Annotated in this window: 20 protein-coding genes and 1 pseudogene; 15 read left to right on the forward strand and 6 right to left on the reverse strand. The window is 64.2% G+C overall.

Going from position 1 to position 20,687, the window contains the following annotated elements; translation table 11 throughout:
- Positions 1 to 5: 5 nt before the first annotated feature.
- Complete coding sequence (locus ACCQ00_RS09870) at positions 6 to 236, forward strand: DUF1427 family protein (protein WP_017157567.1); 231 nt, start codon at positions 6 to 8, stop codon at positions 234 to 236.
- Positions 233 to 391 carry a XapX domain-containing protein gene (locus ACCQ00_RS09875; protein WP_017157566.1) on the forward strand — a complete coding sequence of 53 codons (159 nt, stop codon included), beginning with the start codon at positions 233 to 235 and terminating at the stop codon, positions 389 to 391. Before ACCQ00_RS09870 ends, ACCQ00_RS09875 begins: the two co-directional genes overlap by 4 nt.
- Positions 392 to 694: 303 nt before the next feature.
- Here ACCQ00_RS09875 and ACCQ00_RS09880 read toward each other — a convergent pair whose 3' ends face one another.
- Together ACCQ00_RS09880 and ACCQ00_RS09885 are read right to left on the reverse strand one after the other, a co-directional pair.
- Positions 695 to 1,519, reverse strand: a complete 825-nt coding sequence (locus ACCQ00_RS09880) for an alpha/beta fold hydrolase (RefSeq protein ID WP_039567872.1) — start codon at positions 1,517 to 1,519, stop codon at positions 695 to 697.
- Positions 1,520 to 2,297: 778 nt separating this feature from the next.
- A complete protein-coding gene (locus ACCQ00_RS09885; protein WP_039567853.1) occupies positions 2,298 to 3,632 on the reverse strand; it encodes an Nramp family divalent metal transporter in 1,335 nt (444 codons plus the stop codon).
- 142 nt (positions 3,633 to 3,774) lie between these two features.
- On the opposite strand from ACCQ00_RS09885, the gene mntR reads away from it, so the two are divergent.
- The 3 genes from mntR (at position 3,775) to orn (ending at position 5,410) form a co-directional block, all read left to right on the forward strand.
- A complete protein-coding gene (gene mntR / locus ACCQ00_RS09890; protein WP_017159578.1) occupies positions 3,775 to 4,242 on the forward strand; it encodes a manganese-binding transcriptional regulator MntR in 468 nt (155 codons plus the stop codon).
- A complete protein-coding gene (gene tadA, locus ACCQ00_RS09895; RefSeq protein ID WP_017157562.1) occupies positions 4,239 to 4,754 on the forward strand; it encodes a tRNA adenosine(34) deaminase TadA in 516 nt (171 codons plus the stop codon). The genes mntR and tadA overlap by 4 nt, the downstream gene beginning before the upstream one ends.
- A gap of 71 nt (positions 4,755 to 4,825) precedes the next feature.
- Entirely contained in the window at positions 4,826 to 5,410 is a 585-nt protein-coding gene (orn, locus tag ACCQ00_RS09900) for an oligoribonuclease (protein ID WP_017157561.1), read from the forward strand.
- A gap of 214 nt (positions 5,411 to 5,624) precedes the next feature.
- On the opposite strand, the pseudogene ACCQ00_RS09905 reads toward orn, so the two are convergent.
- Positions 5,625 to 6,601: pseudogene (locus ACCQ00_RS09905) on the reverse strand (mechanosensitive ion channel family protein).
- Positions 6,601 to 8,979, reverse strand: coding sequence for a phosphoenolpyruvate synthase (gene ppsA / locus ACCQ00_RS09910; protein ID WP_039567845.1), 2,379 nt, complete (start codon positions 8,977 to 8,979; stop codon positions 6,601 to 6,603). The pseudogene ACCQ00_RS09905 and the gene ppsA overlap by 1 nt, the downstream one beginning before the upstream one ends.
- 142 nt (positions 8,980 to 9,121) lie before the next feature.
- Here ppsA and ppsR point away from each other — a divergent pair, with 142 nt between their 5' ends.
- From ppsR to ACCQ00_RS09925, 3 genes are all read left to right on the forward strand, one after another.
- Positions 9,122 to 9,943, forward strand: coding sequence for a posphoenolpyruvate synthetase regulatory kinase/phosphorylase PpsR (gene ppsR, locus ACCQ00_RS09915; RefSeq protein WP_017168777.1), 822 nt, complete (start codon positions 9,122 to 9,124; stop codon positions 9,941 to 9,943).
- Between the two features lie 229 nt (positions 9,944 to 10,172).
- On the forward strand, positions 10,173 to 10,682 hold the full coding sequence (locus tag ACCQ00_RS09920) for a DUF1249 domain-containing protein (protein ID WP_008573198.1): 510 nt from the start codon (positions 10,173 to 10,175) through the stop codon (positions 10,680 to 10,682).
- 70 nt (positions 10,683 to 10,752) lie between these two features.
- Positions 10,753 to 11,241, forward strand: coding sequence for an NUDIX hydrolase (locus ACCQ00_RS09925; protein WP_039567836.1), 489 nt, complete (start codon positions 10,753 to 10,755; stop codon positions 11,239 to 11,241).
- 360 nt (positions 11,242 to 11,601) lie between these two features.
- Here ACCQ00_RS09925 and ACCQ00_RS09930 read toward each other — a convergent pair whose 3' ends face one another.
- The gene (locus tag ACCQ00_RS09930) at positions 11,602 to 12,360 is read right to left on the reverse strand and encodes a 3-hydroxybutyrate dehydrogenase (protein WP_039567833.1); all 759 of its coding nucleotides are present in this window, start codon (positions 12,358 to 12,360) and stop codon (positions 11,602 to 11,604) included.
- A gap of 84 nt (positions 12,361 to 12,444) precedes the next feature.
- On the opposite strand from ACCQ00_RS09930, the gene ACCQ00_RS09935 reads away from it, so the two are divergent.
- The 5 genes from ACCQ00_RS09935 to ACCQ00_RS09955 all read left to right on the forward strand — a co-directional run bounded on the left by ACCQ00_RS09935 (position 12,445) and on the right by ACCQ00_RS09955 (position 16,259).
- Complete coding sequence (locus ACCQ00_RS09935; protein ID WP_016849130.1) at positions 12,445 to 13,107, forward strand: CDP-alcohol phosphatidyltransferase family protein; 663 nt, start codon at positions 12,445 to 12,447, stop codon at positions 13,105 to 13,107.
- A gap of 54 nt (positions 13,108 to 13,161) precedes the next feature.
- A complete protein-coding gene (phaE, locus tag ACCQ00_RS09940; RefSeq protein ID WP_039567831.1) occupies positions 13,162 to 14,388 on the forward strand; it encodes a class III poly(R)-hydroxyalkanoic acid synthase subunit PhaE in 1,227 nt (408 codons plus the stop codon).
- The gene (locus tag ACCQ00_RS09945) at positions 14,385 to 15,461 is read left to right on the forward strand and encodes a class III poly(R)-hydroxyalkanoic acid synthase subunit PhaC (RefSeq protein ID WP_039567829.1); all 1,077 of its coding nucleotides are present in this window, start codon (positions 14,385 to 14,387) and stop codon (positions 15,459 to 15,461) included. The genes phaE and ACCQ00_RS09945 overlap by 4 nt, the downstream gene beginning before the upstream one ends.
- Positions 15,462 to 15,576: 115 nt before the next feature.
- Positions 15,577 to 15,774, forward strand: coding sequence for a PspC domain-containing protein (locus tag ACCQ00_RS09950; RefSeq protein ID WP_017157551.1), 198 nt, complete (start codon positions 15,577 to 15,579; stop codon positions 15,772 to 15,774).
- 8 nt (positions 15,775 to 15,782) lie between these two features.
- Entirely contained in the window at positions 15,783 to 16,259 is a 477-nt protein-coding gene (locus ACCQ00_RS09955) for a hypothetical protein (protein ID WP_039567828.1), read from the forward strand.
- On the opposite strand, the gene ACCQ00_RS09960 is transcribed toward ACCQ00_RS09955, so the two are convergent.
- Entirely contained in the window at positions 16,217 to 17,428 is a 1,212-nt protein-coding gene (locus ACCQ00_RS09960; protein WP_039567826.1) for an NAD(P)/FAD-dependent oxidoreductase, read from the reverse strand. The two genes, ACCQ00_RS09955 and ACCQ00_RS09960, sit on opposite strands and share 43 nt — an antisense overlap.
- A gap of 192 nt (positions 17,429 to 17,620) precedes the next feature.
- On the opposite strand from ACCQ00_RS09960, the gene ACCQ00_RS09965 reads away from it, so the two are divergent.
- Both ACCQ00_RS09965 and ACCQ00_RS09970 read left to right on the forward strand, forming a co-directional pair.
- Positions 17,621 to 17,848, forward strand: coding sequence for a hypothetical protein (locus ACCQ00_RS09965; protein WP_039567825.1), 228 nt, complete (start codon positions 17,621 to 17,623; stop codon positions 17,846 to 17,848).
- 102 nt (positions 17,849 to 17,950) lie between these two features.
- Positions 17,951 to 20,314, forward strand: a complete 2,364-nt coding sequence (locus ACCQ00_RS09970) for a Tex family protein (protein ID WP_039567823.1) — start codon at positions 17,951 to 17,953, stop codon at positions 20,312 to 20,314.
- Positions 20,315 to 20,687 lie beyond the last annotated feature (373 nt).

A 20,687-nucleotide genomic window follows, 5' to 3' on the forward strand; every position in this document is an offset into this window, starting at 1 on the left:
TGCCCATGAATTGGAAGTTCATCAGCGGTGTCGCGCTGGGCGTGGCGATCGGCTTCGGCTGCCGTGTGGCCGGCATTCCATCGCCTGCACCCACGGCCTTTGTCGGCGCGCTGCTGGTGCTGGCAATGACGTGCGGCTATGCACTGGCCGACCGCTTCCTGGCCCGGCATGCCGCAAGGAACCTGAGGCATTGCGGCGGACCCAGCGGCCGCGTTGGCCGGCAGGGCGACGCATGAGCCTGGCAGTGCTCGGGGTACTGCTCGCATTGGCGATCGGCATCGGCTGCCGGTTGCTCGACTTGCCGTTGCCCGCTCCGCCACGTCTGACCGGTGCATTGCTCGTCGTGGCGATGAGCGGCGGGTTCCTGCTGGCCGACTGGTTGCTGCGCTGAAGCGGCAAGGTGTCGGTAGCACGCGACGTGTCCTGAAGGCGGTGAGCGCGTGATGCCCTTAGCCAAACCAACATCTCGACTGAGTCTGGGAAGCGCAGCGAACAGCGACGACATTCACCATCAGGCGAACGTCGCCGGTATGCGAATCGGGATCTGTCACTGCCAATGTGCGGCTCCGAGCGCATCGATACCGCATGACAACAATCTATCCGGGTGCGTGAGCTGTTCTTGCACGATCACTAGCGCCAGATCAAAAAAGGCCGGCTCTCTCGAGCCGGCCCTTCGCTGATCCATTCACCTCGATCAGGCTTTTGCGAACGCCAACAGATCCTTGTTGAACTGGTCCGTGTGGGTAAAGGTCAGACCGTGCGGCGCGCCGGCGTAGATCTTCAGTTCGGCATTCTTGATGATCTTTGCCGACATCTTGCCGGATGCATCGATCGGCACGATTTGATCGTCGTCGCCGTGTACCACCAACGCCGGCACATCGATCTTCTTCAGGTCGGGCGTGTAATCGACTTCGGAAAATTCCCTGATGCAGTCGTACTGACCCTTGTGCCCACCCAACATGCCCTGCAGCCAGAACGCATCGCGCATGCCCTGGGTGACCTTGTTGCCATCGCGGTTGGCGCCAAAGAATGGCGTGGTCAGGTCTTGATAAAACTGCGAACGATCCTTGGCCACACCGTCGCGAATGCCGTCGAACACGCTCATCGGCAGGCCACCCGGGTTGGTCGCACTCTTGACCATCTGCGGCGGCACGGCGCCTACCAGCACCACCTTGGCCACGCGCTTGCTGCCATGGCGGCCAACGTAATGCGCCACTTCGCCACCGCCGGTGGAATGGCCCACCAGGATCGCGTCCTTCAGATCCAGTGCCTCGATCACCGCAGCCAGATCGTCGGCATAGGTATCCATATCGTTGCCGTCCCAGGTCTGCGACGAACGGCCGTGGCTGCGGCGGTCATGCGCAATCACGCGGAAACCGTGCTGGCCCATGAACAACATCTGCGCATCCCAGGCATCGGCACTGAGCGGCCAGCCGTGCGAAAACACGACCGGTTGGCCCTTGCCCCAGTCCTTGTAAAAAATGTTGGCGCCGTCGGGACGTTTGACGAAATTGGACATCTGCTTGACTCCGTGAGTGGAAGAGTGGGGCGACGAGGTGGATGGCATGCGCCTGGCTGCGGCGGCGCTGGCGAGATGTGGCAGCGACAACGCTGCCACGGCTGCCGTGCCGGAAATGAGAAAGTGGCGGCGCCCGGCATCGGCCGGATGCGCCTCGAACGGATCCATAAGAACTCCTGCAGGCGAGGGCATGCAGCCCGGCGGTCGCATGCGCGCGTTGACGCGTCATGTATGGCATGCCCACGCAGCGCAAGGCCACTGCAGGCAACGGACAAACCGGTGCATGCGCCAAGTAGAGCGCGTGCGGCGCGAGGTAGATTGCACGCGCGTGCGCAGTGCGCGAACTGGCGCAGAATGTAATCGATTCGAGCGATGCGCAGGCCGTAGTGGAAGACGCGTCAGCAGGCGCGTAGCGCTTGCAGCGGTCTCGAGCGCGTCTGGCGCCGCATTGCGCTCTTCGATGTCACCCATCACTGTCTGCTGCGGTGTGCTTGCCGCGTGCGGGACTTTCGACGGCATGGATGCCGCCATCGAGCCTGCATGGATGTCCTTGCGGCGTGTCCCGCGCGCGGCGAGCGCACCGCGCCCTGGGCTCAGTCGAGTCTGCTGAAGAGACCTCGCCTCCCACCAGTGCAGGACAGACCTTGTAAGCTCTCAAACATCATCCACAGCGCTGGTGCGCGTTGAGGCAGGAAAGCGCGGCATCGTCCTGCAGCTGTGCTGGCGATACGAAGCAATTGATCCCGCACAGGCGCAACGCCCGGGCCGATGCCGCATTTCAATGCAGCGCGGTATCCCACAGCAGCTTCAGATTGAGGCAGACGATCACCGCCGCAATCCCCCACGCGATGCGTACCAGCCACGCTGGCGCCACCAGCGCGCCCATCAACTGCCGGTCGGATACGAAGCGCACCAGCGGAATCACCGCAAACGGCAGCTGCATCGACAACACCACCTGGCTGAGCACCAGCAACCGCGCCGTACCAGCCTCGCCGTACAACCAGGTCACGATGACCACCGGCACGATGGCGATGCCGCGGGTGAGCAAGCGTCGTATCCACGGCGGCAGGCGTAATTGCAGGAACCCTTCCATCACGATCTGCCCGGCCAGCGTTGCGGTCACGGTGGAGTTGATGCCCGAGGCGAGCAGCGCCACCGCAAACAGTGTCGAGGCCAGGCCAACGCCCAGCATCGGCGCCAGCAACGCATGCGCCTGTTCGATCTCCTGCACGTCGGTGCGGCCCTGCGCATGGAACACCGCCGCGGCCAGGATCAGGATCGAGGCATTGATGAACAACGCGAACATCAACGCCACCGTGCTGTCGGTGACCGCCCAACGCAGCGCAGATTTCCGGCCGATATCGGTCCGTGGATACGCGCGCGTCTGCACGATCGACGAGTGCAGATACAGGTTGTGCGGCATCACCGTCGCCCCGATGATGCCGATCGCCAGATACAGCGCCTTCGGGTCGGTGACCACCTGCGCGCGCGGGATGAAACCGCCCAGGACCGCCGCGATCGGCGGTGCGGCCAGCGCGATCTGGATGCCAAAACACACGAAGATGATCAACAGCAGCGCGATCACGAACGCTTCCAGCGCCCGGAAACCGCGGTTCATCAGCAACAACACCAGCACTACATCCACCGCGGTGATGATCGCGCCCATGGTGAGCGGAATCCCTAACAAGAGCTTCAACGCAATCGCGGTACCGATGACCTCGGCCAGATCGCACGCGATGATGGCCAGCTCGCAGATGCCCCACAGCGCCAGATTGACGCCACGCGGATAACGCACGCGACAGGCCTGTGCCAGGTCCAGCCCGGTCGCGATGCCCAGCCGCGCCGACAAGCCCTGCAGCACGATCGCCATCAGGTTCGACAACAGGATCACCGACAGCAGCAGGTAGCCGAATTGCGAGCCGCCGGCCAGATCGGTGGCCCAATTGCCCGGGTCCATATAGCCCACCGACACCATGTAGCCCGGTCCCAGGAAGGCCAGCAGGCGGAACCACCAATGGCCGCCCTTGGGCACGGCGACGCTGGCCTGGTGGTCGCCCAGACCGCCGGTGGCGGTGGCTGACGATGGCGCTGAGGCGGCGGTGTCGGCGGACATGCAGGTAGGTAGAGACGGGTTAAACCCATGATATAGCAGTTGCTATGCTGTTGAGCATTGGCAATTTCAATCGTATTGATCTGCTGCGTGCTTCAAACTATGCGCCCCGGCATCGACGCCGGCGACGATGACGAGGAAGAGGGTGGGCAAGAGCGAAAAGGTGGAAGCGGCCGCGCCGGTCCTGATCGATGCGCAGGTGCATATGGAGAGCTTCCGTCAGGTGCGCGAAGCGCGCCGCGCCGAGCTGGTCGAAGACTACGTGGAGCTGATCTCCGATCTGCTGGTGGACGGCGGCGAGGCACGTCAGGTCGATATCGCTGCGCGCCTGGGCGTGGCGCAGCCCACCGTGGCCAAGATGCTCAAGCGGCTGGTGCGCGATGGGTGGGTCGTGCAGCGTCCCTACCGCGGGGTGTTCCTGACCCCTGCCGGCGAGGCGCTGGCCGCCTCCAGCCGGCAGCGCCACCAGATCGTGGAGCGCTTTTTGCTTGCGCTTGGCATCGACGAGGCCACCGCGCGCCGCGACGCGGAGGGCATCGAACACCACGTCAGCGAAGCCACGGTTGCCGCGTTCGCCGCGTTCCTGGACCGCCAGGGCGGTTCGGGCACGTGAGCGTGCCCACCGATGCGCCGACCCACACGCCGCACGCGGCGATCGACGTGCACTGGATGCAGCACGCCTTGCAATTGGCAGAGCGTGCCGAGCGCGACTATGACGAAATCCCGGTCGGCGCGCTGCTGGTCGATGCGCAAGGCAACGTGCTTGGCGAAGGCTGGAATTTCAATATCGCCAGCCACGATCCCAGCGCGCATGCCGAAATCGTGGCAATGCGACAAGCCGGGCGCCGCCTGGCCAATCACCGCCTGATCGGCTGCACTCTGTACGTCACCCTGGAGCCGTGCGCGATGTGCGCGATGGCGATGATTCATGCGCGGATCGCGCGCGTGGTGTTCGCCGCCAGCGATCCCAAGACCGGCGCCTGCGGCAGCGTCTTCGACCTTCTGGCCGACCCGCGCCACAATCATCGCGTGCAGGTGTGCGGTGGCGTACTTGCAGCCGAGGCGAGCTTGCGCCTGACCAATTACTTCAGGGCCAAGCGCGGCAAGCCGCCACTTGCGCCCTGAGCGACGTGGCCGCGGTATGATGCGCGCCCTCTTCATCATCCGGCCGGCGACGGCCTCCACAGGACGGCGATATGGCAGAGAACCTTGCAGGCAACGACCGACTGATCTGGATCGATCTGGAAATGACCGGCCTGGATACCGATCGCGATTCCATCATCGAGATCGCCACCATCGTGACCGATGCGCAGTTGAACGTGCTTGCCGAGGGACCGGAACTGGCCATTGCGCATCCGCTGGAAACCCTGGAAGCGATGGACGAGTGGAACCGCAATCAGCACCGCCGTTCGGGTCTGTGGCAGCGCGTGCTCGACAGCCAGGTGACCCACGCGCAGGCTGAAGCGCAGACCGTGGCATTCCTGAGCGAGTGGATCCGTGCCGGCGCCTCGCCGATGTGCGGCAACTCGATCTGCCAGGATCGCCGCTTCCTGCACCGACAGATGTCGCGCCTGGAGCGCTATTTCCATTACCGCAACCTGGACGTGTCCACCATCAAGGAGCTCGCGCGACGTTGGGCGCCGACGGTCGCCAACGGGTTCGCCAAGAGTTCGGCGCATACCGCCCTGAGCGATGTGCGCGATTCGATCGACGAGCTGCGCCACTATCGTCAGTTCATGGGCGCGCTCGGTGGCGATTCCCAGGCCGACGTGCAGGCCTGAGCGCTGGCCATGGCGTCGTTGCATGTGTGGGCGTGTCGGCGGTGTCCCATCCCAATGGTACGCCTGCGTACGTCGCTTAATTTCTCAGCCGACCGCGCGGGTTACAAACCACTCGGTGGCGATGCGTCCAACAAAAGCATCCAATAAAAAACATCAACAAAAAGGCCGCATCGTTCGATGCGGCCTTTTGCTTTCCATCATGCCACTGTGTACGTCAGCGCGCCAACGAAGGTCCCTTGCCCAGGTCGCCATCGTCGGCGATGCCTTTCAGTAACAGGTCGGAGATCGGCTTGCCATCGGCATCGTGGTGATACACGTGCAGGTCGCGCTGCGGATAGGGGATGTTGAGTCCGTTTTCCAGCAGCTGGTTGCGGATCTGCTCCAGCGTGGTGCTCTTGGCGGCGCCGAAGTTGCCGTTGGTCGCATACGCGAACAGCATCAGGTCGACCGTACTCTCGCCCAGGTTGGTCACCTGCACGAATGGTGCAGGCGACTCCAGGATGTTCGGGTTGTCCTTGGCAATCTGCAGCAACAGTTGCTGCGCCTTCTTCAGATCGTCTTCGTAGCCCACGCCGACCGTCACTTCCAGGCGGCGGTTGGGCAGGGTGCTGTAGTTGACGATGGGGGCGGTGGTAATCGTGCTGTTCGGCGGGGTGATCATGCGTTCGTCGAACGAACGGATCCGGGTCTGGAAGATCCGGATCTCGTCGACGATGCCTTCCTGGCCGGCGATCAACACGTGATCGCCATCGCGCATCGGCCGCAGCACGATGAGCATCACGCCGGCAGCAATGTTGGACAGCGAATCCTTCAGTGCAAGGCCAACCGCCAAACCTGCCGCGCCGAGCACTGCGATCAGCGAGGTCGGTGGCACACCGATCTGACTCAATGCGCTGACGAAGACCAACACCAGCAGCAACGCGTACATCACGTTGCGCAGGAAGTTGGTCAGCGTGATCTCGACGCGCGCGCGGGTGAGCGCACGGTGCAGCCATTGACTGAGTTGCCGGGCCAGCCACATGCCGACCACGACGATCAGCAATGCCACTCCCCAGTTGACCGCGTACTGCGCCCACGGAATGCCGGCTCGCTGGTGGCGGCCGGCTTCGCAGCTGCCGCTCCCGCTGCAGCAACCGGCTTTGCAGCAGCCGCTCCTGCAGCTGCTGCCCACATCGCACCCATCAGTCCCATCAGCCCTCGCTCTTGAGCTTGGCCAGGCGCAGCCAGGTGTCGACCACGGTGTCAGGATTCAGCGACACCGACTCGATCCCTTCCTGCATCAGCCACTCGGCCAGTTCCGGATGATCCGACGGCCCCTGGCCGCAGATACCCACGTACTTGCCCTTGGCGCGCGCCGACTTGATCGCCATCGACAGCAGCTTCTTGACCGCCGGGTTCCGCTCATCGAACAGGTGCGCGACGATCGACGAATCGCGGTCCAGGCCCAGGGTGAGCTGGGTCAGGTCGTTGGAGCCGATCGAGAAGCCGTCGAAGATCTCCAGGAACTCGTCGGCCAGCAGCGCGTTGGACGGCAGCTCGCACATCATGATGATCTTCAAACCGTTCTCGCCTTGCTTGAGCCCGTTCTGCTCCAGCACTTCGATCACCTTGCGGCCTTCCTCCAGCGTGCGCACGAACGGGATCATCACCCAGAGGTTGTCCAGGCCCATCTCGTTTCGCACCTTCAGCACCGCCTTGCACTCCATCGCGAAGGCCTTGGTGAAGGACGGGTCGACGTAGCGGCTGGCGCCACGGAAGCCGATCATCGGGTTCTCTTCATGCGGCTCGTAACGCGACCCGCCGATCAGGTTGGCGTACTCGTTGGACTTGAAGTCCGACAAGCGCACGATCACCGTATTCGGCGCCACCGAGGCGGTCAGCGTGGCGATGCCTTCGGCCAGGCGGTTGACGTAGAAGCTGACCGGGTCGCCATAGCCGGCGATCTTGGCGTCGATCTTCTTGCGGACGTCGGCGTCCTGCTTGTCGTATTCCAGCAGGGCGTTGGGATGCACGCCGATATGCGAGGCGATGATCATCTCCAGGCGCGCCAGGCCGATGCCGGCGTTGGGCAGCTGACCGAAATCGAACGCACGCTCCGGGTTGGCGACGTTCATCATGATCTTCAGCGGGGCAGGCGGCATGTTGCCCAGATCGGTCGTGGTGCGCTCGAACGCCAGCTTGCCTTCGTAAATGAAGCCGGTGTCGCCCTCGGCGCAGCTGACGGTGACTTCCTGGCCATCCTTGATTACGGCGGTCGCATTGCCCGAGCCGACCACGGCCGGCACGCCCAGCTCACGCGCGATGATCGCCGCATGGCAGGTGCGACCGCCGCGGTTGGTGACGATGGCCGAGGCGCGCTTCATCACCGGCTCCCAATCGGGGTCGGTCATGTCCGCAATCAGCACATCGCCGGCCTGGACACGATTCATGTCGTCCAGCGAGCGCACCACGCGTGCCACGCCGCTACCGATCTTGGCGCCGACGGCGCGGCCTTCGGCCAGGATCTTGGCGTCCTTGGCCTCCAGCGCAAACCGCTCGATCTGGGTCGCGTGGCTACGCGATTTCACGGTTTCCGGACGCGCCTGCACGATGAACAACTTGCCGCTGACACCGTCCTTGGCCCACTCGATGTCCATCGGGCGGCCGTAATGCTTTTCGATCACCAGTGCCTGCTTGGACAGCTCCTGCACGTCTTCGTCGCTGATCGAGAAGGTGCTGCGCAGTTCCGCCGGGGTATCTTCGGTGCGCACGCGCTCGCCGGGCACATCCGAATACACCATGCGGATGGCCTTGCTGCCGAGCGACCGGCGCAGGATTGCCGGCTTGCCCGCAGTGAGCGTGGGCTTGTAGACGTAGAACTCGTCCGGATTGACCGCGCCCTGCACGACCATCTCGCCCAGGCCGAAGCTGGAGGTGACGAACACCACGTCGCGGAAGCCGGACTCGGTGTCCAGCGTAAACAACACGCCTGCCGCGCCGACGCCCGAGCGCACCATCAGCTGCACGCCGGCCGACAGGAACACGTCTTCATGCTTGAAGCCGTGATGCACGCGGTAGGCAATCGCACGATCGTTATAGAGGCTGGCGAACACTTCCTTGACCTTGTGCACCACATCGTCGGCGCCGGTCACATTGAGGAAGGTCTCCTGCTGGCCTGCGAAGGAGGCGTCCGGCAGGTCTTCGGCGGTTGCCGAGGAGCGCACGGCCACGGCAACGTCGCCGCCGCCGTTTTCGGCGCACAACTGCGCGTAGGCGGTGCGGATGTCGCGGTCCAGTTCCGGCTGCAGCGGGGCGTCGATCACCCAGCCGCGGATTTCCTTGCCGGCCAACGTGAGTGCGTTGACGTCTTCGACATCCAGCGTTGCCAGCTTGTCGAAGATGCGCTTGGACAGATCGTTGTGCGCGATGAAGTCCTTGAAAGCTTCCGCGGTCGTCGCATATCCACCGGGAACCGAGACGCCCAACCCAGCCAGGTTGCCGATCATCTCGCCAAGCGAGGAATTTTTACCGCCTACGCGGGCCAGGTCGGCCAGGCGTAGCTCATGCAACCACAGGATATTCTCGTTCAAGCGCGATGCTCCGTAAGGCCATCGCCCGAGCGGGCTGAATGGCCGCGACCGTAGGAAGAAGCCGCTATCATGCAGTGCACAGCGGAGCCTGCACAAGCATGAATCCGTAAGTTTTGGACACCATTTCAAAGAGGTGGTCTTGATGTCAACAATTCGGCCGGTGTTTTACGTCTCCGATGGAACCGGTATCACCGCTGAAACGATTGGGCATAGCCTGCTCACGCAGTTCAGCGGTTTCAACTTCGTCACCGACCGCATGTCGTTCATTGACGATGCAGATAAAGCGCGCGATGCCGCGATGCGTGTGCGCGCCGCAGGCGAGCGGTACCAGGTGCGCCCGGTCGTGGTCAATTCGTGCGTCGATCCACAATTGAGCATGATCCTGGCCGAAAGTGGCGCACTGATGCTGGATGTGTTCGCGCCCTTCATCGAGCCGCTGGAGCGCGAGCTCAATGCGCCGCGTCACTCGCGTGTGGGCCGCGCGCACGGGATGGTCGACTTCGAAACCTATCACCGCCGCATCAACGCGATGAACTTCGCGCTCAGTCACGACGATGGCATTGCGCTCAATTACGACGAAGCCGATGTGATCCTGGTGGCGGTGTCGCGCGCGGGCAAGACACCGACCTGCATCTATTTGGCCTTGCATTACGGCATTCGCGCCGCCAATTATCCGCTCACCGAGGAAGATCTGGAAAACGAGCAGTTGCCCCCGCGGTTGCGTAATTACCGCAGCAAGTTGTTTGGTTTGACCATTGATCCCGAGCGGTTGCAGCAAATTCGTCAGGAGCGGCGCGCCAATTCGCGCTACAGCGCGGCAGAGACCTGCCGGCGCGAAGTCGCGATCGCCGAGCGCATGTTCCAGATGGAGCGCATTCCCTCGCTCAGCACTACCAATACCTCGATCGAGGAAATCTCCAGCAAGGTGTTGTCCACCCTGGGCCTGCAGCGCGAGATGTTCTGAGCGGAGATCGGGATCGGATCTTCGGGATCGGATCTTCGGGATCGGATCTTCGGGATCGGTAGCCGTTACTCACGTTTCGGCCGCCGTGCCCATCGGTCGAAAGAGCGACCGGCAGTGGTTGGTGGCTGGGGGAGACGAAACGGGCGGGGCAGTACTCCGCCAACGTAGGCCTGCCGTTGGGCCCTCGTCAATGCTGCCCGTGCGGCAGCGCAGCGTGTAGGATCGGTCCATGGCGCAAGCACTGAGCAAACTCGAACGCATTCCCAAACTGAGCCGCTTTGGCTGGCTAATGGGCTTGTATGCAGAAAACTTCCAACATCTGACCCGGTTGTTCGCCCCGGCCGATCTGGCGCCGGGCTCGTACGTGTCCTCGATCGGCGATGGCCTGAACCTGCGGCTGGACGTGATCGAATGCCACCGCTACACGGTGGAACTGCGCCTGACCTACGACCTGTGCGACCCGGTCACCGGCGAGCCGGACCCGTCGGCGTATGTGCGGCTGTATCGCGATGCGCGCCAGGCCGAGACCACGCATTGCTATGTCGGTCGGCGCTGGCAGGACGTGATGGGCATGTTCCCGCCGCCGGCCGAGCTGATCAGCCACCGCATGCGTATGAATACGTTCCTGGGCAAGTGGCTGGAGTACCTGGCCGAACGCGGCCACGGCGTCGCGACCCTGCGGCTGGATACCGATCACGTGGCACCGCCGCGCCCGAACCCGCAGGCCGCGGTCGGCTGAGCCGGCGTTACCGCCGCGTGCGGCGGGCCGCTTCGGTCATACTGATGCGCTTCGTGTCAGATCGCATGCCATGCCCTATACCCCGATTGTCGCCACGCTCGGCTACCTGTTGTCGCCGGACGGCACCCAGGTGCTGATGATCCATCGCAATGCCCGTCCCGGCGACCAGCATCTGGGCAAATACAACGGCCTGGGCGGAAAGATGGAGCCGGACGAAGACGTGCTGGCCTGCATGCGCCGCGAGATACGCGAGGAGGCCGGCGTCGACTGCGGCCGGATGCAGTTGCGCGGCACCATCAGCTGGCCGGGCTTCGGCAAGCAGGGCGAAGACTGGCTGGGCTTCGTGTTCCTGATCCACAGCTTCGACGGCACACCCCACACCGCCAATCCGGAGGGGACGCTGGAGTGGATTGCGATCGAACGGATGGACCAGGTGCCAATGTGGGAAGGCGACCGCTATTTCCTGCCGCTGGTATTCGATGGCGACCCACGCCCGTTCCACGGCGTCATGCCGTATCGCGACGGGCGCATGCAGTCGTGGACGTATTCGCGGCTCTGATCGCTGCGCGTGCGCAGCGCAATGGGTTGCTTGCCGCCGACACAGCACCGTCGGACAGCTAACCGAGCCCGACTGCTGCAGGTCGACATCCTCGGCGCGCACTATGGGTCAGCGGACCAGCGCTTCCCTCCGATCAGCGGCCCATGCTGCTAGCAGCGCAGCACCGAGTCCAGCCAGGCTCAACCGTCCGGGATTAAACATCGAACGTTGCAGAGCGTTCCGGTGCTCCGAGGAATGGCCGGTCTGGTCCACTTCTCCACACCCCCTGTGGATGGACACTGCGCAAGTCTGTGGACAAGTGCGCGGACCCCTTGCGCCATCTGGCACGCGCGATGGCTGATCAAAATTTCGCCAGTGTGATCATTGGGCCGTCCAGCCGCCATCGATGGCGATAGCCTGCCCGGTGATGTTGCGCGCGGCATGCGACATCAGAAACGCCACGGTGCCGGCCAGCTCGTCATAGTCGATGAAGGCGCCCTTGGGCATCGGCTTGAGCATCACATCGCGCACCACCGCGTCCTCGGGGATGCCGCGGATGCGCGCCTGATCGGCAATCTGCCGTTCCACCAGCGGCGTACGCACATAGCTGGGGCAGAGCGTGTTGACGGTGATGTCGCAATCGGCGGTTTCCAGCGCGATGACTTTGGCCAGGCCGACCAGGCCATGCTTGGCGGCCACGTACGCACTTTTGTATGGGCTGGCCACCAGCGAGTGGATGCTGCCGATATTGACGATGCGGCCATAGCCGGCCGTACGCATGCCGGGCAGCACGGCGCGACTGAGGCGTGCGGCGCCGGTGAGCATCACATCCACCAGCAGCGCCCACTGCTGCAGCGGGAACTCCTCGAGTGCGGCCACATGCTGCAGGCCGGCGTTGTTCACCAGTACCTGCGGGGCGCGCGATGCATTGGCCAGTGCCCGCGCAATGCTGTCTGCATCGGTCACGTCCAACGCCAGCGCCTCCGCCGAGCCGCCTGCCTGGCGCAATGCATCCGCCGTGCGCTCGGCGGCCGCTAGCTGCACATCGCTGACGAGCAGATGATGGCCGTCGGCCGCCAGTTGGGTGGCGATACCGGCGCCAATGCCGCTGCCCGCGCCGGTGATCAGGATGCTGCGCATCGGATGTCCTCGTGAAGTCGTGCGCGGCCGGGAGCGGTCACGCGGATCGCCAGCCTAGCCGAGTGCAGCGAAACGGTCGCCTGCATGGCGCGCGCGCGTTACCCTTTGTGTCTTGCTCACCTTAGGTTCCGCATGAAACGCCATTTTTCGATGCTGCGCGATTTCCAACTCGCGGACTGGTTCACGCTTGCCAACGCGTTCTGCGGCACCGGTGCGGTGTTTGCGGCCATGCGGTTCCTGCAAGAGGGGCATCGCGGCGATCTGCTGCTTGGCATGGCATTGATCCCGCTGGCGTTCGTGTTCGATGCGCTGGACGGGCACGTGGCACGCTGGCGCAAAGCGTCTTCCACGCTGGGCCGCGAACTGGATTCGTTGGCGGACGTGATCTCCTTCGGCGTGGCGCCGGCGGCGCTGGGCTATGCCTGCGGCATGCGCGGCGGTTGGGACTGGCTGGTGCTGAGCTATTTCGTCTGCTGCGGGGTCAGCCGGCTGGCGCGCTACAACGTCACTGCCGAAGAGATCGCTGGCGAGGCCGACAAGGTGCCGTATTTCGAAGGCACGCCCATTCCGACCAGCCTGGTACTGGTGATCCTGCTCGCGGTTGCCGCCAGCAGCGGCCATATCGGCGACACCTTGTGGTGGGGGCAATGGCAGCTGGGGCCGTGGCAGCTCCATCCGCTGGTGCTGCTGTTTGCGGTGTCCGGCTCGCTGATGATCAGCAAGACGCTGCGTATCCCCAAACCCTGAGCGGCGCACCGCCTTGCACGCGGTAGGATGGCTTGGTAGAGGTCACTGGACGGGATGATGGCAAGCAGCGGTTCGGACAACGGCAACTTCGACGACAAGGCGCGCCAATACTGGGCTGCCTGGGGAGATGCCATGCGCCACGGCCAGGCCGGCGCCGCTGCGCAACAACCACCGCCCGCGTCCGGTAGCGATGCCCCGCAGGATTGGCGCAAGGCCGTTGATTGGTGGTCGCAGTTGCTGCCCACCCAGGCGGCCCCGCAGGCGCAGGAGGCCATCGACCGCTTTCGTACCCAGGCCGGCGACTGGTTCGGCACCATGCAGCAGGTGGCCGCGCAGTTTGCTGGGCGCGACACCTCGGCCAATGAAGTGGCCGATGCCTGGCGCCAGGCCGTACAAGGGCAGGGCGAACAGTTGATGCAATGGATGCTGGGGTCGCTGCGCGGCGGCAGCCCGGGCGGGTTCGACCCGTGGCTGCAGGACGCGGCGCAGACGCTGCAAAAGTGGCGCGAGGAAAATGCGCCCTGGCTGGACATGCCGGCGTTCGGGTTGAACCGCAATCACCAGTCGCGCCTGCAGAAGCTTGCGCGTGCGCAACAGGAGTTCCAGGCCCAGTCGGAGGCCTATGGCGAGCAACTCAAGGCGGCGATCGAGCAGGCGTTTGCGCGCTTCGCGTCCAAGCTGAGCGAGCACGAGAGCAGCGGCAGCCAGCTGACCAGCGCCCGTGCCCTGTTCGATCTGTGGATCGAGGCGGCCGAAGAGTCCTATGCCGATGTCGCCTTGTCGGAGCAGTTCCGCAAGGTGTACGGCGGTTTTGCCAACGCGCACATGCGCCTGCGCGCTGCGCTGCAGGAAGAGGTCGAGCAACTCAGCGAACGCTTCGGCATGCCCACGCGCTCGGAGATGGACGCCGCGCATCGCCGCATTGCCGAGCTGGAGCGCCTGGTCAGGCGGATGCTGCGTAATGCAACTTCACCGGCCAGCAGGCCCGCTGCAGCGGCGCAGCCTGAACCGGTGACGCCGGCAGCCGGCAAGCGCGCGCCGTCCGCCAGGGCAAGCACGGTCGTGCGGCCGGCCCGCGCGGCGCAGGCGGTCAAGCCGGGCGCATCGAAGAAGGCGTCCGTCGGCAGCGCTGCGCCTAGGAAGGCGGCTCCGAAAAAGGCGCCAGCCGTCTCCACGTCGCCGACAACGCCCTCGGTCAAGAAGGGCGGTGGCGCGACATCCTCGCCCAAGCCTGCGGCTGGTAAACCCGTGGCAGGTAAAAAACGTGGAGCGCAGGCATGAAAGGTCCACTGGGATTCAGTGCCGAAGACCTGATGCAGGAAACCTTGTCGATGCAACGCAAGTTGCGCGAGGGGCTCAAGCTGCTGCCGGGCGTGGACGATGTGGATTACGGCGTCACCGAGCGCGAAGAAATCTGGCGCGATGGCAAGGTGGTGCTATACCGCTTCATCGGCGAGCAGGCGCCGGTGGCCAAGACGCCGCTGTTGATCGTGTATGCACTGGTCAATCGCCCCTACATGGTCGATCTGCAGGCGGATCGCTCGCTGGTGAAGGGGTTATTGAGTCACGGCCAGGATGTCTACGTGCTGGATTGGGGCTATCCGGACCGCTCCGAGCGCTACCTCACCCTGGAAGACTATTTGCTGCGCTACATCGACGGCGCGGTGGATCATCTGCGGGCGCAGTCGGGCCTGGAAGCGGTCGATGTGCTCGGCATCTGTCAGGGCGGCACGTTTTCGTTGTGCTACGCCGCGCTGCAACGCGACAAGGTGCGCAACCTGATCACCATGGTGACGCCGGTGGATTTCCATACGCCGGACAACATGCTGTCCAACTGGGCACGCATGGTCGATGTGGATCTGTTCGTGGACACCATGGGCAACGTGCCGGCGGACCTGATGAACGCCAGCTACCTGATGCTCAAGCCGTTCCGGCTGAATCTGCAGAAATACGTGGGCCTGCTCGACATCCTCGACGACAAGCAGGCGCTGGAAGATTTTCTGCGCATGGAAAAGTGGATCTTCGATTCGCCCGACCTGGCCGGCGAGGCTTTCCGCGAATTTGTCACGTTGTTCTATCAGCGCAACGGGCTGGTCACCGGGCAGGTGAGCATTGGGGGGCAGGTGGTCGATCTGCAGGCGCTCGACATGCCGGTGCTGAATATCTACGCCGAACACGACCACCTGGTGCCGCCGGATGCCTCACGGGCGCTCGGTGGGCTGGTCGGCAGCGACGACTACAGCGAACTGAGCTTCCGTGGCGGCCACATCGGAATCTACGTCTCCGGGCGTGCGCAGCGCGAGGTGCCGGTGGCGATCCATCGCTGGCTGCAGGAACGTGGCGGCACTGCCTGAGATTGCTGCCTGCACGCCGGGCGGGTGACGCCGCGCTGAGCAGGCCACGCGGCCGTCACGATCTGCAGCGGCCGCGTTTTCTAGACTGTTGGCTACGTTTTGCAGGAGTCTTGCCATGTCTACCACCACGCTGTCCCGCTCCCTCAACGACCGCATGATCGCCGGTGTGGTTGGCGGCATTGCGCGTCGTTTCGGCTGGAGCGCGACGCTGCTGCGTGTGCTGTTCGTCATCGTGTCGATTGCCTCGGCTGCGTTTCCCGGCATCCTGGTGTATCTGATTCTGTGGCTGCTGATCCCCAACCAGGCCGACTGAAGCCGGTAATGCGTGGCCTGCCTGCAGTGCAGGCGCTGGGCGCGTTGTGGACGCTGCCCAACACCTTGATCGGGCTTGTGATCGGCGCGGCCGGGGCGTGCTTTGGTGCGCGTCCGGTCTGGTCGCCGCGGGAGCATGCCGTGGTCTTCCACGCCTGGCCATGGGGCCCGGGTGGCGCAATGACGTTGGGCAACGTGATCCTGCTGAAGGGTGCAACGCTGGACCTGCAGTGCAGTACCTACGCGCACGCTGCAGGCCGTTGCGAGCATCCACCGGTGCGCCTGGGCGACCACGAGCGCGCACATGTCTATCAGTACATGCTGCTGGGGCCGCTGTTTTTGCCCGTGTATTTCCTGTGCGGCGGTATCCATGTGCGCAATCCGCTGGAGCAGGCTGCCGATGCGTATGCGATGCACGGCCACGGTTGGTGGCCGTGGTGGTTTCAGCCCAGGCGCGCGAAGCCGAACAATTCGGACAGCGGGTGAGGCGTGCCCTCCAGTTGTGCGCGCAGCAAGCCTGCGCCAATGGCGCTATAGGTGATGCCGTTGCCGCCATAGGCCATCGCGAACGACACGCGTGGCCCCAGTTCGGCATGCGGCCCGAAGAACGGCAATCCATCGGCAGTCTCTGCGAAGGTGCCGGCCCATGCGAACGCCGGGCGCAGGCGCATGTCCGGCATGGACTTGCCAATTTTCTTCAGCAGCGTCTTGAGCTTGCCCTGCACGCGTGCGTCGCGGCGCGCAGGAATGTCGATGTTGTCGTCTTCGCCACCCGCGACCACGCGTCCGTCCGGTGTGCTGCGCAAATACAGGTACGGGCGCGCGGTCTCCCACATCATGGTGTGCTTGAGTGCGCCCATTTCGCTGTCGTGCAGCGGGTCGGTCACGAAGGCGTAGCTGCTGCGATTGCGCGCCACCGGCTGTGAGAGCCAGCGCTGGTTGCCATATCCGGCTGCCAGGATCACGTGACGGGCACGCACGCTCACGCCGTCTTCAATGCGCAGGTCGACGTGCAGGTGATGCGGTTCGATCGAGGCAATGGCGGTGCGGTCGTAGATGCGTGCGCCGTATTGCTCGCACTCGGAAAACAGGCGGTAGCAAAGGCGGTACGGGTCCACGCTGGCGGCCAGGCGGCTCAGAATTGCACCGTCCGAATGTACGCCGTAGTGATGCCAAAGCGGCTCGCGTTCGATCCATTCCACCGGCAGTCTGTGTGCCTTGCGGGTCTCCAGTTCGCTGCGCAGGTCTTTTATATCGCGCGAGCGGCTGGCGTAGTACAGGCTGTCCTGGCGCGTGAAGTCGGTTCCGCCGAAGGTGTTGCACAGGCCCTGCAGGTCGAGGATGGCCTGCGCGCACGCGCCATAGGCCAGCGCCGCTGCCTGCATGCCGTGTCGTTTGGCAAGTTCGATCATCGGCGTATCGATTTCGTACTGGAGCAATGCGGTGCTGGCCGAGGTGCTGCCCCAGCCGATGTCGCGCTGTTCGATCACCACCACCTCGTGCCCATGGCGTAGCAATTCGTGCGCGATCAGTGCGGCCGTCACCCCACCACCGACGATGGCGACTTCGCAGGCGGTGTCTTGCTCCAGGCGCGGGTAGGCGCGCATCAATCCATTGCGGATCGACCAGAACGGGTAGCCACTTTTGAGGTCCATGTGGTGTCGATCAGCAAGCAGATGGACGGCGATTGACCGTCAAGCGGGGTGAAGCGGCCGTGAGGCGAGCCCGGCCTTGCCGCCGTCACCAAACGGCAAACAGCCAGCGTTAACGTGCGTGGAAAGCTCCTCACGGCGTGCTGGTTATCCTGCCGCCACAACGCAGCAACAGCAGCAGAAGAGGGTGTGGGTATGTCGATTGTCCTGTACGTCGGTGGCAGCAAAGATGGCGACAAGGGCGTGATGCCTTACGGTTTCAGCAAGTCGCGTGCGATGACCGATGCTGGCCCGGAGGTATATGTCGAACGCATGGTGCCGCTGAAGGATGTCGGCAAGGTCCGCGTGATGGCGCTGGAATCGCTGCACGAAAGCATTCTGGTCGAACGCGCCGCCACCCATTACGCACGTCAGGTCAGCTGAGCACGGCAGCATAGGTTCACGGCGGCGTTGTCAACGGGTTTCCGTGGCGGGCCAGCACTGCGAAAATGCATTTTTCAGTGAAGCGGGTCATCCCGCGCCGTCATGCACGATAGCCAGCTTGCCCAGCAGATTGCTCGCACCATCGCCGATGAGATCGGTGCCCAGCCCGCCCAGGCGCACGCCGCCATCGCCCTGCTCGACGAAGGCGCCAGCGTCCCCTTCATCGCCCGCTATCGCAAGGAAGTTACTGGCGGCCTGGACGACACCCAGCTACGCAATCTGGAAACGCGCCTGACCTATCTGCGCGAGCTGGAAGAGCGCCGCGCGACGATCCTGTCTAGCATTGGCGAGCAGGGCAAGCTGAGCGACGAATTGCGCAACGAGATCGTGGCGGCCGACACCAAGTCGCGGCTGGAAGACCTGTACCTGCCCTACAAGCCCAAGCGCCGCACCCGCGCGCAGATCGCGCGCGAAGCCGGGCTGGAGCCACTGGCCGACGGTCTGTTGGCGGACCCGACACAGTCCCCGGACGTGGCCGCGGCAGCCTTCGTCGATGCCGAGAAGGGCGTTGCCGACGGCAAGGCGGCGCTGGAAGGCGCACGCGCCATCCTGATGGAGCGCTGGGGTGAAGATGCGGCGCTGGTCGGTGAATTGCGCAGCTGGCTGAGCGACAACGGCGTGATCCGCGCGCGGGTTGCCGAGGGCAAGGAAGAGGCCGGTGCCAAGTACCGCGATTACTTCGACCATGCCGAAACACTGGCGAAGATTCCTTCGCACCGCTTGCTGGCGCTGTTTCGCGCACGCCGCGAAGAAATCCTTTACCTGGATCTTGATCCGGGCAGCGATGCCGAAGCCGGGCACCAGTACGCCGAAGGCCGCGTGGCCCGCAATGCCGGTATCTCCAACGAAGGCCGTGCGGCCGATCGCTGGTTGCTGGACGCGTGCCGGCTGACCTGGCGGGCCAAGCTGCATATGCACTTGCTGCTGGACCTGTTCAACCAGGCACGCGAGAAGGCCGAGGCCGAAGCGATCGCGGTGTTCGGCGACAATCTGAAGGACCTGATGCTGGCGGCGCCGGCCGGTCCGCGCGTGGTGCTTGGGCTGGATCCGGGCATCCGCACCGGTTGCAAGATCGCCGTGGTCGATGCCACCGGCAAGCTGGTGGCCACCGAAACGATCTATCCGCACGAGCCCAAGCGGCAGTGGGACCAGTCGCTGCAGACCATCAAAAAGTTGTGCATGCAGCACAACGTGGAGCTGATCGCGATCGGCAACGGCACCGCCAGCCGCGAGACCGACAAGCTGGCCGGCGAGGCGATCGCGCTGTGCGGCCCTGCCAAGTTGCAGAAGGTGGTGGTGAGCGAGGCGGGCGCGTCGGTGTATTCGGCCTCGGAGTTCGCGGCCAAGGAATTCCCGAATCTGGATGTGTCGCTGCGTGGTGCCGTGTCGATCGCGCGCCGTCTGCAGGATCCATTAGCCGAATTGGTGAAGATCGAGCCCAAGGCGATCGGCGTGGGCCAGTACCAGCACGATGTGGATCAATACCGTCTGGCCAAGGCGTTGGAAGCGCGGGTGGAAGACTGCGTCAACGCGGTCGGCGTGTACGTCAATACCGCCTCGGCGGCATTGCTGTCGCGCGTGTCCGGGCTGTCCAGCACGGTGGCGGAAAATATCGTGCGTCATCGCGACGACAATGGCCCGTTCAAGCGACGCAAGGACTTGCTCAAGGTGCCGCGGCTGGGCGAGAAGACCTTCGAGCAGTGCGCCGGTTTCCTGCGCATTGCCGATGGCGACGAGCCGCTGGACGTCTCGGCGGTGCATCCGGAAGCGTATCCGGTGGTGGAACGCATCGTCAGCAGCACCGGCAAGCCGATCAAGGCATTGCTGGGCGACGGCAGTTTTCTGCGTGGCCTGAAGCCGGAGACGTTCACCGACGACCAATTCGGTGTGCCGACGGTGCGCGACATCCTCAAGGAGCTGGAAAAACCCGGCCGCGATCCGCGTCCCGAGTTCAAGGCGGCGCAGTTCGCCGAAGGCGTCGAGGACATCAAGCACCTCAAGCCGGGCATGGTGCTCGAAGGTGTGGTCAGCAATGTGGCCGCGTTCGGTGCCTTCGTCGATATCGGCGTGCATCAGGATGGGCTGGTGCACATCTCGGCGTTGTCGGAAACCTTCGTCAAGGACCCGCGCGACGTGGTCAAGGCCGGCGACATCGTCAAGGTCAAGGTGCTGGAAGTGGATGTGGCGCGCAAGCGCATCGCGCTGACCTGTCGTCTGTCCGACACGCCGCCAGCGGCCGATGGCGCAGCGCAACCGCGTGAAGCCCGTGGCAGCGGCGGTCCGGGGCAGGGCAGGCGCGACGGTGGCGGGCGTGCTCAGGCGCAGGCCAACAACAAACCGCGGATCACCGCGCCGCCGGCCGACAATGCGCTGGCCGCCGCATTCGCGCGTGCCAAACGTAGCTAAGTCGCGCGTTTGATTTGTCGGGTGATCGGCGTGGTTGGGTGGCGTGGCGTTGATCTAGTGCGGCGATGGAGTGGTCTGCGGTTTGGCTTCAATGTCTTGGCCGCAGATCATGACGCGATAGGTGGGGAGCAACCCTGGTTGGGTTCCTTGGCGGCTGGTACGCCACCTGACGTCATGGGGTGATCTGCGGCTTGGCTGCAGTGTCTTCGCCCGCCATCGCTGGACACGCTGCAAGTACGTCCTTGTAAGCTCCGTGGCGGCATCCATGCCGCCAAGGGTCCCGGACGGTGGACCGGCAAAGACCAGTTGCGTTGGTCGGTGTGCAGCGCTTCAAAGCAGCTGACAACCAGCGACGCGGTGTCCCTGTCTTTTA

The sequence above is a fragment of the Xanthomonas sp. NCPPB 3761 genome, assembly GCF_041475705.2.
Taxonomy (GTDB): Bacteria; Pseudomonadota; Gammaproteobacteria; order Xanthomonadales; family Xanthomonadaceae; genus Xanthomonas; species Xanthomonas phaseoli.